Below are 13114 nucleotides of genomic sequence, written 5' to 3'. Positions count from 1 at the left end.
GGGGACGCCGCCGCAGGCGACCGGGGCGACCGGGCCGGGCGCGCCGGTCGGCGTGGCCGCCGCGCGGACCAGTCGCCGCTCGCCCGCGGTGACGTCGAGCAGCGCGTGGTCGGCGAAGCCCGCGACGGCGAAGTCCAGGAGCACGGTCGCCGCCTCCATCGGGTCCTCGCACTCCGCGGCGGCCGCGCCGGCGCGGTGCAGCTGACTGCAGCGAAAGCGCAGCCGGTCCGCCTCCTGCTCGGCGAGCTTGGCCTCGGTGACGTCCTGGAACAGCCAGCCGATGCCCAGCGGTACGGGCTCCTCCGCGAGCGGCGAGGCCAGCCGCAGGAAGCCGCTGCGCCAGCACCGGCGCCGCTCCTCCCCGTCACCGGCCCGCAGCGTCACCCACATCTCCACGAGGCCGCGCGGCGCGCCCTCGGCCAGGACGTGCTGGAGCGCGCCCTCCACGTCCTCGACGCCCTGGCCGATCAGCTCGCCGAGCGGGCGGCCGAGGGCGGTGGTGCGGCCGGTGCCGAGGGCGCGGGCGGCGCGGGCGTTGACGACGGCGGGGCGCAGGTCGACGTCGACGAGGACGACGCCCCAGGAGGCGTCCTCGAAGAGGGCCTCGCTCAGCGCGATGGACCGCTCCAGGTCGATCTGCGCGTGCACCTCGCTGAAGGCGCAGTACACCCCGGCGGGCCGCCCGTCCGCGCCGCGCACGCCGGCCGCCTGGGTACGGACGAGGACCCGGCCGCCGTCCTTGCGCAGCAGCGCGAACTCGTGGACCTGGCGGCCCGGCGCGTGCATCGCGGCCATGAGCCGCCCCTGCACCTCGTCCGCGTCGGCCCGCCTGGCCGCCCAGCCGGCGAACCCGCGCCGCCCGACGGCCTGTTCGGCGGACCAGCCGAGGATTCGCTCGGCCTCGCGATTCCAGTGGGTGACGGTCCCCTCGGCGTCGAAGGCGCACAGCGCCGCGTCCATCCCGTCGAGCAACGCGGCCAACAGATCGCCCCCGGCCCCGGACCCGGGCCCCTCGGCCGACCGCTCCGCGGTCCCACTCCTGGCAGCACTCATCCCGGCACCCCCTGCAGGACGGTGTACGCACGTGCCCGAACCGCACGCCACGGCCATTCAACTGGAACGTGACGCAGGACACACCTGATTCGAGGAAATCGTTGCATCCCGGAAACGAACATGGGGAGTCATGCGCACCGGTGACGTCCTGAAGGGCCTTGCCCTCAACCTCGCTCTACCCGCCGAGCTGTTGCGGCCCTTGCTGCGGCACCGGGAGGCGGGGGCGAAGGCCATGAGCCTGCGGACGGACCTGCCGCGGGAGCTCGTCGAGGAGATCCTCGCCTCCGGGGACGACAGGCTTGCGAGGGCGCTCGCCGTGAACCCGGCGCTCCCCGACGGTGTAAGGCGCTCCCTCGCCACGCACCGCGAGCCGCGGGTCCGCACAGCCCTCACCGCCCACGCGGCGAGCCTGCCGCCGGACGTCCTCGCCACGCTCGGCTCCGACGCGGATGCGGACGTACGGAAGTTCCTCGCTCAGTGCGCGGAGGTCCCGTCGGGCGTGCGCTTCCGGCTGGCGGACGACCCCGACCCGAGGGTCCGCCAAGAGTTGGCCACGTCGTGGGTGACGGCCCCCGAAGACGTACGTCGACGGCTGCTCACCGACCCTGAGCCCACCGTCCGTAAGGCGGCCTGCTCGACGTACTCCCTGCGGCTCGCCCACCCCGCCCCTCCGTCCGACCTGCACGAGGCGCTGCTCGCGGATCCGGCGACCCGAACGGGCGTTGTGGCGTACCTGGACCCACTGACGCCGGAGATGGCCGCCGCGCTGGCCGCCGACCCCGACATGGAGGTCCGGGAGGCCGTCGCCGCCCACCCACAGCTGCCTCCGGAGCTGCGGGACGCACTCGCTCGGAGGCGAGGGGGCCAGGAACCGGTCCTCTGCGCGGAGATCCTGGTCCGCGAGGACACCCCCGACGCGCTCCGGGCCGAGATCCACGCGTACCTGACCGCCGGAGCGGCCCGCCTCGAAAGCGAGGAGGATGTCTTCTGCCAGGTCGCCCTCCTCGATCTGCAGTTCCGGACGGTCGAGTGGGTGCGGGCCGACCCGCTTCCGCACGTCGACTCGCCGTACCCCTGCTTCCGGCACTCCGCTGCGGCCGGCGGGCCGCTGCCCGCCGAAGCCGTCGCCCGGCTGCTCGACGACGAGGACCAGTACGTACGCCTCGTCACCGTCCGGCATCACGGCGCGGACCTCGACCCGTCCGCCGTCGAGCGTGTCGAGCGGGCCCACAAGGACACCCGGAAACCGGCGGACCGGCCGTCCGACCGGTACACATACCCGCCCGCGTACCTGCGCCGTTTCGCGACCGACCCCGACCCCCGCATCCGCGAGCTCGCGCCCCGAGACCAGGACCTTCCGGCCGCGCTCGCGGAGGAGCTCGCGACCGACCCCGAGGCGCGGGTGCGCCGGGCCGTCGCCGACCACCCCCGCGTGCCCGTCCCCGCCCTGCTCGCTCTCCTCTCGGACGACGACCCGCAGACCGCCGAAGCCGCAGGTCGGAACCGCTCTCTCCCGGTCTCGGAGATGGAACGGATCATCGCCGCGAAAAGACGCGAATAAATAGGTTGAGCCCTCCCGGTCGCGCTCCTAATGTGTGGTGCACACGCGAAAGGAGGTGATCCGGAAACATGATTTCTTTTCGGACTCGTGAGGTGACTGCGGGCTAAGGCCTGCCGTCGCACGATGTGCACCTCGGCAGGCCGTCTGCCGAAACCCAAGCAGTCACCCGACCCGTGGGCCGCCGGTAAGTCCGGCCGGCTCTCGTCCGAACTCGAGCGGACGGGACCAAAGGCCCACGGGTCGTCTGCGTTCCCGGACCCGTCCCACGTAGTGACTCAGGTCACAGGGAACGTTCCCCTGCCCCGGCTCCTCCCCTTGGTGTCGGCCACTCCGGCCGGGCAAGGGGGTATGAACATGCCGGACACGTTGATGCGCAGGCGGGCCGGTCTCGCCGTCGCCGGGCTGCTGGCCTTGGACGGGCTGGCGCATCTGTACTGGGCCACCGGGGCTACCTGGCCCGCGCGCGGGGAGCGGGGGTTGTCACTTGCCGTGCTCGGCGGGGTGGTGTCGTTCGCGCCGCGCGTGGTGCTGCCGCTCGCCGCGGTGACGCTGCTCGCGGCCGCCTGCGTCCTCGCGTACACGTACCGGCGCGGCGGGCCGCTGCCCGCGCTCGTCACCTACGCCGTAGCCGCCGGGCTGCTCGTGCGCGGGCTGCTCGGGGTGGTGTGGGCCGGCGACGGGGCCGCCGGGGAGGCGTTCCGGTGGCTGAACCTGCTGGTCTACACGCCCGTGTGCCTCGGATTCGGCCTCGCCGCCGCGTCCCTGCTGACCTGGCGCAGCTGGGTCCGCGGCACCGCACTCGGGCTGCCGCTCGTGCTGGCGGCGGTCGCCGCGTACGGGGCGTACGGCTACGCGCCCGCCGAGAGGCCCGCGCCCGTACTCGCCGATTCGCGGTTCGTCGAGACGCCGGCCGCCCGGTTCCACTACCTGCGGCAGGGGCAGGGCTCGCCCGTCGTGCTGGTCTCCCCCGGCGCGTCGTGGTCGTTCGCCTGGCGGCACCAGCTCGACCTGCTGTCCCGTACGCACACGGTGTACGTCGTCGACCTTCCCGGCCAGGGCCCGACCCGGCTCAAGGACCGCACGCTCACCTGGGACCTGAACGGCATGACCGCCGCCCTGGGCAGCTTCCTCGACGCACTCGGCCTCGACCGCGTCGCCCTCGCCGGCAACTCCTGGAGCGGCGGCTGGGCCCTCGCGTACGCGCAGCGGCATCCGGAACGGGTGAGCCGGCTGGTGCTGCTCGCCTCCTCCGGACTCGACGAGAAGGACCCGCCGCTGTGGGAGGCGCTGAAGCTGCCGCTGGTCGGCGAACTGCTGACGCACCTCGGCGCGGGCCGCGACGCCGCCGCGTCGTCCGTGCGCGGGCTTTTCGTGCACAAGGAACTCGCCACGGACGAGGTCGTGGACGCGGCCTGGGGCCCGGCGGCCGTGCCGGACAACCTGCGGTCGGTGTACCGGCTGGAGCGCGGCCTGGACTGGAGCGTGACGCAGCGGGCGCTGCCGGAGACGCGGCTGCCGGTGCTGGTGGTGTGGGGGCGGCAGGACGGCGTACTGCCGGTGGCGCAGGCGGCGCGTTTCGGGCGGCTGCTGCCGGATGCCCGGGTCCGGGAGCTGGACGGCTGCGGTCACGCCCTGACCCTCGACTGCCCTGCGCCCGTGGGCCGGTTGATGGAAGAGTTCCTCCGTGACACTCGTTGACCCCGCTGACGGGACCCCCGCCGAGCGCGGCATCGCGCTCGCCCGGGCCGCCCGGCGCGGCGACACGCTCGCGCTGCACGGCCTCCTCGACCATCTCACCCCGTACATCTCCCGCGTCTGCGGCCCGATCGCGCTCGACGACGGGCCGGACGCGACGCAGGAGGCGCTGGTCGCCGTGTTCCGTTCGCTGCGGTCGCTGCGCGAGCCGGAGGCGCTGTACGGGTGGGTGCGGACGATCGCGGTCCGGGAGGCGGTGCGGGTGGCCGAGCGGGCGGGCCGGGCCCGGCCGGCCGAGCTGGCCGAGGTGCCCGCGCCCGGTGATCCCCAACTCGCCGCGGACGTCCGGGACGTGCTGTCCCGGCTGTCGCCCGGCCATCGGGCCGTCCTCGTCCTGCGGGACGTGGAGGGTCTGGACGAGGAGGCCGCGGCGGCCGTCCTCGGTGTTCCCACCGGCACCGCCAAGTCCCGGCTGCACCGGGCCCGGCGGAGTTTCCGAAAGGCGTGGTCGGCGTGAGCGCTGAACCGATGGAGATCGAGATCGACACCGTGCGGCGGCTGCGCGTGATGGGTGCGGGGGTGCGCGGGGCGCGGGTGGTGGAGGCGGTGCTGCCGGCCGCGCCGGAGGAGGTGTGGGCGGTGATGGGCGACCTGGAGGGCGGGTTCGGCCGGTTCCAGCCGGACATGCGGTCGGTGCGGGTGGTACGGGTCGACGGCGACCGCGTCGAGGCGCTGGCCCGCAGCCGGTACGGGCTGCGGGCGCGGTTCCACGGGGTGCTGCGGCCGGGGTGGTGCTGGCTGCAGAGCCGGTTCCTGATCATCGGGATGGCGGCGACCGCGGAGCCCGGCGGCGGGACCCGCGTCGCCCTCACGGGCGGCGTACGGGTCCCGGGCCGCGCGGCGATCGTGCCGTTCGGCGCGCGGCGGGAGCTGCGGCAGGCGATGGACCGGCTGGCGGCGGAGCTTCCGTAACGGCTCACGCGAGGGCGAGGGCGAGCGCGCCCGCGCACCGGCGCGGGCCTCGCCCCCGCGGGGAGCTCCCGTATCGCCTCGGAGCGACCGTCACCGCCTCACGGCGACAGCCGCTCCACCCGCCACCCCTCCCCTTCCCGCACATACACCAGCCGGTCGTGCAGCCGGTTCTCGTGGCCCTGCCAGAACTCCACCGTCTCCGGCGCCACCCGGTAGCCGCCCCACTCCGGGGGCACCGGCACCTGCTCGGCCTCCGGGTAGCGGGCGGCCAGTTCCTCGTAGCGGGCCAGCAGCTCCTCGCGGGAGTCGATCACCGCGGACTGGGCGCTCGCCCATGCGCCCAGCTGGGAGCCGTGCGGGCGGGTGCGGAAGTACGCGACCGTCTCGTCGCGGCCGGTGCGCCGAGCCGTGCCGGTGACGATGACCTGGCGGGCGACGGGGTGCCAGGGGAAGAGCAGCGCGACGTACGGGTTGGCGTCCAGCTCGCCGCCCTTGCGGGAGCCGTAGTTGGTGAAGAAGACGAAGCCGGCCTCGTCGTAGTGCTTCAGCAGGACCGTGCGCGAGGAGGGGCGGCCGTCCGGCGTGGCCGTGGAGACGACCATCGCGTTCGGCTCGTGGATCTCGGGGTTCGCGGCCGCCTCCTCGAACCAGCGGGCGAACTGTTCGACCGGGTCCGGAGCGAGGTCCTCCACGTGCAGCTCCTTGGTGCGGTACTGCTCGCGCATGTCTGCGGGATCGAGGATGTGAGTCACGGGTTTCATCCTGCCGCAGCCCGACGTGACCGCCCCAGTCTGCCCGGCATGACGCCTCGCTAATCCTCTCTCCCTGGATCGGCGGAGTGTGCCGGATGTCACGCTTCCCCGCATCATCGGAACCGTACAGACTCTTGGGCTGGATGACTGTTGCTTCCCCACGACAAGACCAGACAAGCTGATTGATCATCGATCAGACCCCACCACGAGGAGCCGCCTGATGTCCGACTTCGTACCCGGACTCGAGGGAGTCGTCGCGTTCGAAACGGAGATCGCCGAACCGGACAAGGAGGGCGGCGCGCTCCGGTACCGCGGCGTCGACATCGAGGATCTGGTCGGCCAGGTCTCGTTCGGCAACGTCTGGGGCCTGCTCGTGGACGGGGCGTTCAACCCCGGTCTGCCGCCGGCCGAGCCGTTCCCGATCCCGGTGCACTCCGGTGACATCCGCGTGGACGTGCAGTCCGCGCTGGCCATGCTCGCGCCCGTCTGGGGCCTGAAGCCGCTGCTCGACATCACCCCCGAGCGGGCCCGCGACGACCTCGCCCGGGCGGCCGTCATGGCGCTGTCGTACGTCGCCCAGTCCGCCCGCGGGCAGGGCCTGCCGATGGTCCCGCAGAGCGAGATCGACAAAGCGCAGTCGGTCGTCGAGCGGTTCATGATCCGCTGGCGCGGCGAGCCGGACCCGAAGCACGTCAAGGCCGTGGACGCGTACTGGACCTCCGCCGCCGAGCACGGCATGAACGCCTCCACGTTCACCGCCCGCGTCATCGCCTCCACCGGCGCGGACGTGGCCGCGGCGCTGTCCGGCGCGGTGGGCGCGATGTCCGGCCCGCTGCACGGCGGTGCGCCGTCCCGCGTCCTCGGCATGATCGAGGAGATCGAGCGGACCGGCGACGCCACCGCGTACGTCAAGCAGGCCCTGGACAAGGGCGAGCGCCTGATGGGCTTCGGCCACCGCGTCTACCGCGCCGAGGACCCGCGCGCCCGCGTGCTGCGCCGTACCGCCAAGGAGCTGGCCGCACCGCGCTTCGAGGTCGCCGAGGCGCTGGAGAAGGCCGCCCTGGAGGAGCTGCACAACCGCCGCCCGGACCGCGTCCTGGCGACTAACGTGGAGTTCTGGGCGGCGATCGTGCTCGACTTCGCCGAGGTGCCGGCGCACATGTTCACGTCGATGTTCAGCTGCGCCCGTACGGCCGGCTGGTCGGCGCACATCCTGGAGCAGAAGCGCACCGGCCGCCTGGTCCGCCCGTCGGCGACGTACATCGGCCCCGGCCGGCGCGACCTGCAGGACATCGCGGGTTACGCGGACATCACCGGCTGAGCGAGGCGAGACGGCCCTCGCCGGCTGGGCGAGGCGAGACGGCCCTCGCCGGCTGGGCGAGGCGAGACGGCCCTCGCCGGCTGGGCGAGGGCTAAGCCGACATCACCGGCTGAGTCTCCCTGAGCAGCAGCTCCGCGTGGTGGCGGGCCGCCACCAACGGGTGGGCGCGCAGCTTGCCCTTGAGCTCATTGCGGCCGTACTCGGCGAACAGCGGGTTCGCCGGGTCGGCCGTGACGCCGGGGGCGTCGGAGGCGTACGGGAACGGCACCGGCGCGATCCTGGCGTCGAGCCGCGGGTTGTAGAAGAACGGCACGGAGAACCGCTCGGTCGCCCCGGGCGGGGACACCACACGGTGGCTGGTGGCGACGAGGTAGCCGTTGGTGGCGACTTCGAGGAGCTCGCCGAGGTTCACGACGAAGGCACCGGGCAGCGGCGGCACGTCGTGGTACTCGCCGTCCTCGCGCAGCACCTGCAGGCCGCCGACCTGGTCCTGGAGGAGCAGGGTGAGGAAGCCGTAGTCCTTGTGGACGCCGACGCCCTGGTCGTCGCCCTCGCCGGAGCTTCCCGGGTAGCGGACCATCTTCAGCTGCGGGTGGGCCTCGGCGCCGAAGATGCCGTCGTAGAAGCGCGGCGGCGCGCCGATCGAGGCGAGCAGTTCGTGCAGCAGCCGCTCGGCGACGGCGCTGAGCCGCTCGATCCAGTTGAGCGCGGCGGTGCGCAGCTCGGGCAGGGCGGCGGGCCACTGGTTGGGGCCCTGGAGCCACCAGTAGGCGGGCTCGCCGGGGGCGGGGACGTGCGAGGGGCGCTCGGCGCCTATGTCGAGCTGGTCGCGCCAGTCGCGGGCGCCGGCGGTGCGCTCGTCGCCGATCCGGGTGTAGCCGCGGAAGTGCGGCGAGTTCACGTTGTCGAGGGCGAGCCGGGCGGGCTCCGGCAGCGCGAAGAAGTCGTGCATGGCGCGCTTCAGCGCCTCGGTCTCGGCCTCGGTCACGCCGTGCCCGGTCAGCTGGAAGAAGCCGACCTGGTGCGCGGCGTTGTGCAGCTGCGCGTGCAGCAGCCGCCGGGCCTGCGGTCCGCGGTCGGCGGCGGACAGGTCGATGATGGGGAGCTGCGCGTACGACTCGGTGTTCGTCATGGTGTGCATCCGCGGGGTGTACGGGACCCGGGGCGGCCGCGAGGGGTGGTGCGGGGGCTCCGGGCCGGGTGGGGAAGTGGGCTCCGAGATCAGACGGAGCGCAGACAGCCCATGGCAGTGACGCGGACGAAGTCCACGTGACGACGGCGTACGAGCACAAGCATGCGACCAGATTACTGCGGGGCACGCGGAACGCGCGTGGCGTGGGTCACAGCGGCGCAGGCCCCCCGCCCGGGGGCGGGCGGGGGCCGCGGCGTCAGACCTTGCCCCGGAGGTGCTCCGTGTTGTGGCCTCCCAGGCGGCGGGCGAACTCCTCACGGAAGGTTTCGGTCAGCTCCGGCCAACCCCAGAAGGTGAAGCCCAGGCAGCCGGGGACGAGGGACTCGGACCGCCAGTGCCAGCGGTTCACCGGGGACTCGGCCACGCACGCGGCGCAGGCGACCAGGCCCTCGCCGCCCTTCTCCCAGTCGGCGAGCGCGTCGGCGAAGGGCTCCCAGAGCTCCGGGTTCTCCTCCCACTCCTCGTCGACGAACTCCGTGGTCCCCCTGCACTGCGGGCAGCGGGCCTGTTCCGGCTGGGTGTACTGCCCGGAGTCGAAGGACGTGCGCTTGCCGGCGGTCACTTCGAGCCCGCCCCAGCTCTCGTCGAACTTCGTCCGGCCCTTCGCCGCCGCCTTCGCGCCCGGCAGGGGCTTGTGGCCGGGGGCGCCGAGGGTCCAGCCCTCGCTCAGCTCGGCCTCGATCATGCCCTCCGCGACCAGCCACGCCACGATCCGCGCCGCGAGCTCGGGCGCCTCCGCCTCCGTGGCCTCGGTGTCCACGATCGTCTGGAAATAGTCGCCCACGGTCCGCTCCCCCGCTCCGCGCGGCTACTCCAGAGCCGCGTCCACCAGCGCGGCCCACTGTTCCACGACCCTCTGACGTCGGGCCGTGTCATCGGTGAGCAGGGTCGCCAGGCCCAGGCCGCGGGCCATGTCCAACAGGCCCTGGACGGTTTCGCGGACGCCGGGGAGGGACTCGTCGGCGTCGAGGAGGTCGACGGCGATGCGGTGGGACTCGCGGCCGACGCGGGCCTCCAGCTCCGTCACGCGGGCGCGCAGCTGGTCCTCGTTGGAGGCGGCGACCCACAGGTGCAGGGCGGCCCGGAACAGGGGGCCGGTGTACAGGTCCACGACGGCCGCCACGACCTCGCGGCGGTCGCGCGCGGCCAGGGAGCGCAGGGCCTGGGAGCGCTCCTCGGCGACGTACTCGACCGCCGCCGTGAACAGGTCCTCCCGGGTCGGGAAGTGGTGCTGGGCCGCGCCGCGCGAGACCCCGGCCCGCTCGGCGACGACCGCGACCGTGGAGCCCGCCCAGCCCCGCTCGGCCAGGCAGGCCACCGCGGCCTCCAGGAGCCGCTGCCGGGTGGCGCGGCTCCTGTCCTGCTTGGGTGCGGTCACAGCCGCCATTCCGGGTCCCGTCGTTCGAACAGCGCCGTCATGCCCTCGCGCGCCTCGGCCGAGGCGAAGAGGGACGCCGATCGCTGGACGAGCTCTTCCGCGTCGCGGTCGAAGGTCTCCAGGACTCTAGCCGTGACCAGTCGTTTCGCCTCTCGCAGCCCCTGTGGCGACGCGCCTCGCAGGCCGTCCAGGATGCCGTCCAGGTCGGTGTCGGGGGCGGTCACCAGGCCCATCGCGACGGCCTCCGGCACGCCGAAGCGCTCGCCCGTCAGGTAGTAGCGCGACGCCGCCCGCGGCTCCAGCTTCGGCAGCAGGGTCAGGGAGATCACGGCCGGGGCCACCCCGATCCGGACCTCCGTGAGCGCGAAGTCCGAGCCGGCCGAGGCCACGACCGCGTCGCACGCGCCGAGCAGGCCGAGGCCCCCGGCGCGTACGTGTCCGTCGACCACGCCGACGACCGGTTTCGGCAGCTCCACGATCTGCCGGAGCAGGGCCACGAAGGCGTACGGGTTGGGCGGGGCCTTCAGGTCCGCGCCCGCGCTGAACGTGGTGCCGGTGTGCGTGAGCGCCACCGCCCGGACCGCCGGGTCCTTGCCCGCCGCGGTGAGCGCCTCCGCGAGCTCGGCGACCAGGGCCGCCGAGAGCGCGTTCCGGTTCCCCGGGGAGTCCAGGGTCAGCGTCCGGATGCCGCGTTCGTCGGCGGCGGGGACCAGGGTCATGGGCGCTCCCTCAGTTCGCGGCGGAGGATCTTCCCGGACGCCGCCTTCGGCACCGTGTCGATGAACTCCACTCTGCGGATCTTCTTGTACGGGGCTACCCGCCCCGCGACGAACGCGAGCACGTCCTCGGCCGTCAATTCCGCCGCGCCCGGCTGCCGCACCACGAACGCCTTCGGTACCTCTTCGCCGTCCTCGTCCCGTACCCCGATCACCGCCGCGTCCGCCACGCCCTCGTGGGTGAGCAGCAGCGCCTCCAGCTCGGCCGGGGCGACCTGGAAGCCCTTGTACTTGATGAGCTCCTTGACCCGGTCGACGACGTACAGCCAGCCGTCCGCGTCGACCCGCCCGATGTCGCCGGTGTGCAGCCAGCCGTCCGCGTCGATCATCGCGTCGGTGGCCTCGGGGCGGCCGAGGTAGCCCTTCATGACCTGCGGGCCGCGGATCGCGACCTCGCCCTCCTCGCCCGGCGCGGCGTCCTTCGCGGGGTCGTCGAGGGAGAGGATGCGCATCTCGGTGGACGGCAGCAGCTTGCCGACCGCCCCGGGCGGCGGGTCGGCCTCGGTGAGCGGGACGACATGGGTGCCGGGCGACAGCTCGGTCATCCCGTACGCCTGCCGGACCGGCAGCCCGAGCCGGGCCGCGCAGGCCCGCGCGAGCGAGGCGTCCAGCGGGGCGGCGGCGCTGACGATGTACTCGAGCGACGACAGGTCGTACCGCTCGACCGCCGGGTGCTTGGCCAGCGCGAGGACGATCGGCGGGGCGACGTACAAGCCGTTGATCCGGTGCTCCTGGATCGCGCCGAGGAACTGGTCGAGGTCGAAGCGGGGCAGCACGACGACGGTGGCGCCCTTGCGCAGCGGGGCGTTCATCAGCGCGGTGAGCCCGTAGATGTGGAAGAACGGCAGCACGGCGAGGATCCGGTCGCCGGGGCCCATCGGTATGAACGGGTCGAGCTGGTTCAGGTTGGTGCCGATGGAGCGGTGCGTCAGCATGACGCCCTTGGGCACGCCGGTGGTGCCGGAGGAGTACGGCAGGGCGGCGATGTCCTCGGCGGGGTCGATCTCGACGCTCGGCTCGGGCGCGGTGCTCGCGAGCATCGACTGGAGCGAGCGGTGCCCGTCGGCGGGGTCGCCCTGGTCGCAGACGAAGATCTCCCGGACGCCGCCCGCGAGTTCGGCCGCCCGGCGGGCGGTCCCGGCGAGCGGCGAGACGGTGACGATCCAGCGGGCGGAGGAGTCCCGCAGCTGCTTGCCGAACTCCTCCGCCGTGGCCAGCGGGTGGATCGTGGTGACGGACGCGCCGGCCCGGGTGGCCGCGTAGAACGCGATCGGGAACAGCACGGTGTTGGGGCTGTGCAGGGCGAGCACGTCGCCCTTGCGCACGCCCGCCTCGGCGAGCCCGGCGGCGACCCGCCGGTGGAACGCGTCGACCTGCGCGTACGTGAGGACCAGCTCCCCGGCCCCGTCGACCAGGGCCGGGGTGTCGCCGTGTTCCGCCGCATGTCCGAGCACGGCGTCGTGGATCGGAACGGACAGGGCCGGAACGTCCGCGTACTCGCTGTTGAACACCATGCGTGCCCCCTGGAGAGGTGGAAGGTGGACGACAGAATCCCCCGGTCGGTACAACTTGGGGAGACCCTGTCAGCAGCACAAGAAACAATCAAGCACGCATGCATGATTCTTGAGGGCCAAACAACGGCCCACCCCCGAACCGGGACGGGCCGTACAACATGCGCCTGGCCGCCTACAGCCGACCGTGACGCACCGCGTCGACCAGAGCGCCGAGAGCGCCCAAGCTCACCGACAGGGCCGGACCGGTCGACACCTTGCTGTCACGGACCGCGGCGATCGCCCCGGCGACATCGACGACGCCGCCACGCCCAGGCCCTGGGGACATCGGTGGCCGCCACGCTGATCCGGGACGGGGCGCTGGAGATCATCCGCGCGATCCCGCACTGACGTGTCCCAGAACTGCCGGAGCCAGGCGTCGGTCCAGAGCCCGCTGGCCTCGGGCCAGCCAGCGGACCGGCCAGTGGAGGAGGAGGGCGAGGCAGAGCAGCCAGCCGGTTGCGTGCACGGTCCAGACGCCGGCCATGGTGGGGCCGCCCCAGGCCTGGTGGTAGTCGGTGTCGAGGTACCAGAGGGGGTACGCGAAGTTCCGAGCCGAGTTGAAGAGGGCGTACGCGAGAAGGGCGAAGACCGCCGCGTCGAGGGGCCCGCCCAGGAGGGTGCGGGTGAGGAGCCGGCCGGCGGTCCAGCCGCCTGCGGCCCCCTCGGCCCCGAGGACACGGGCCCGCAGGCGGGCGGCGTGGGCCGGGCGGCCGACGAGGGTCAGGGCGGTCGTCACCAGGCCGACCGGGAGGGCGAGGAAGGCGCGGGCGGCGATGCCGACGTCGGTACGCGCGGCCATGCGGGCGGTCTGGTGGATCGGGGACATCGTCGGGGGCTCCTCACCCTCGCTGGGCTGATGCC

At 73.5% G+C, this 13114-nt stretch carries 14 protein-coding genes; 5 read left to right on the top strand and 9 right to left on the bottom strand.

The features are described 5' to 3' along the window. Window positions 1-1053, bottom strand: a 1053-nt coding sequence (locus tag VIU94_RS25110) for a PAS domain-containing protein (protein WP_331914362.1), incomplete at its 3' end; no start/stop codon positions are given. 130 nt (window positions 1054-1183) lie between these two features. On the opposite strand from VIU94_RS25110, the gene VIU94_RS25105 reads away from it, so the two are divergent. The 4 genes from VIU94_RS25105 (at window position 1184) to VIU94_RS25090 (ending at window position 5281) form a co-directional block, all read left to right on the top strand. Beyond that, on the top strand, window positions 1184-2614 hold the full coding sequence (locus VIU94_RS25105) for a hypothetical protein (RefSeq protein WP_331914360.1): 1431 nt from the start codon (window positions 1184-1186) through the stop codon (window positions 2612-2614). Between the two features lie 354 nt (window positions 2615-2968). After that, entirely contained in the window at window positions 2969-4312 is a 1344-nt protein-coding gene (locus VIU94_RS25100) for an alpha/beta fold hydrolase (RefSeq protein WP_331914358.1), read from the top strand. Next, a complete protein-coding gene (locus VIU94_RS25095) occupies window positions 4299-4826 on the top strand; it encodes an RNA polymerase sigma factor (RefSeq protein ID WP_331914356.1) in 528 nt (175 codons plus the stop codon). The genes VIU94_RS25100 and VIU94_RS25095 overlap by 14 nt, the downstream gene beginning before the upstream one ends. Continuing rightward, a complete protein-coding gene (locus VIU94_RS25090; RefSeq protein ID WP_331914354.1) occupies window positions 4823-5281 on the top strand; it encodes a hypothetical protein in 459 nt (152 codons plus the stop codon). Before VIU94_RS25095 ends, VIU94_RS25090 begins: the two co-directional genes overlap by 4 nt. A gap of 98 nt (window positions 5282-5379) precedes the next feature. On the opposite strand, the gene pdxH is transcribed toward VIU94_RS25090, so the two are convergent. Next, window positions 5380-6006 (bottom strand): pyridoxamine 5'-phosphate oxidase, encoded by a 627-nt coding sequence (pdxH, locus tag VIU94_RS25085; RefSeq protein ID WP_331914368.1) that lies wholly within the window; start codon window positions 6004-6006, stop codon window positions 5380-5382. A gap of 247 nt (window positions 6007-6253) precedes the next feature. On the opposite strand from pdxH, the gene VIU94_RS25080 reads away from it, so the two are divergent. Further along, window positions 6254-7354, top strand: a complete 1101-nt coding sequence (locus tag VIU94_RS25080) for a citrate synthase 2 (RefSeq protein ID WP_331914352.1) — start codon at window positions 6254-6256, stop codon at window positions 7352-7354. A gap of 91 nt (window positions 7355-7445) precedes the next feature. Here the strand turns inward: VIU94_RS25080 and VIU94_RS25075 are convergent, their stop codons facing one another. The 7 genes from VIU94_RS25075 to VIU94_RS25050 all read right to left on the bottom strand — a co-directional run bounded on the left by VIU94_RS25075 (window position 7446) and on the right by VIU94_RS25050 (window position 13079). Next, window positions 7446-8486, bottom strand: a complete 1041-nt coding sequence (locus tag VIU94_RS25075; RefSeq protein ID WP_331914350.1) for an isopenicillin N synthase family dioxygenase — start codon at window positions 8484-8486, stop codon at window positions 7446-7448. 256 nt (window positions 8487-8742) lie between these two features. Then, complete coding sequence (locus VIU94_RS25070; RefSeq protein WP_331914348.1) at window positions 8743-9330, bottom strand: hypothetical protein; 588 nt, start codon at window positions 9328-9330, stop codon at window positions 8743-8745. Window positions 9331-9354: 24 nt separating this feature from the next. Then, window positions 9355-9933, bottom strand: a complete 579-nt coding sequence (locus tag VIU94_RS25065) for a TetR/AcrR family transcriptional regulator (protein ID WP_331914346.1) — start codon at window positions 9931-9933, stop codon at window positions 9355-9357. Then, window positions 9921-10643, bottom strand: a complete 723-nt coding sequence (locus tag VIU94_RS25060; RefSeq protein ID WP_331914344.1) for an enoyl-CoA hydratase family protein — start codon at window positions 10641-10643, stop codon at window positions 9921-9923. The genes VIU94_RS25065 and VIU94_RS25060 overlap by 13 nt, the downstream gene beginning before the upstream one ends. Further along, window positions 10640-12214, bottom strand: a complete 1575-nt coding sequence (locus tag VIU94_RS25055; protein ID WP_331914342.1) for a 4-coumarate--CoA ligase family protein — start codon at window positions 12212-12214, stop codon at window positions 10640-10642. The genes VIU94_RS25060 and VIU94_RS25055 overlap by 4 nt, the downstream gene beginning before the upstream one ends. Before the next feature lie 172 nt (window positions 12215-12386). After that, a complete protein-coding gene (locus tag VIU94_RS44780) occupies window positions 12387-12539 on the bottom strand; it encodes a DUF397 domain-containing protein (RefSeq protein ID WP_414721010.1) in 153 nt (50 codons plus the stop codon). A gap of 39 nt (window positions 12540-12578) precedes the next feature. Next, entirely contained in the window at window positions 12579-13079 is a 501-nt protein-coding gene (locus VIU94_RS25050; protein WP_331914340.1) for a hypothetical protein, read from the bottom strand. Window positions 13080-13114 lie beyond the last annotated feature (35 nt).

The organism is Streptomyces sp. (assembly GCF_036566765.1).
GTDB lineage: Bacteria > Actinomycetota > Actinomycetes > Streptomycetales > Streptomycetaceae > Streptomyces.
The sequence above is the reverse complement of the archived record's forward strand: the minus strand, read 5'-3'. Positions and strand labels throughout refer to the sequence as shown.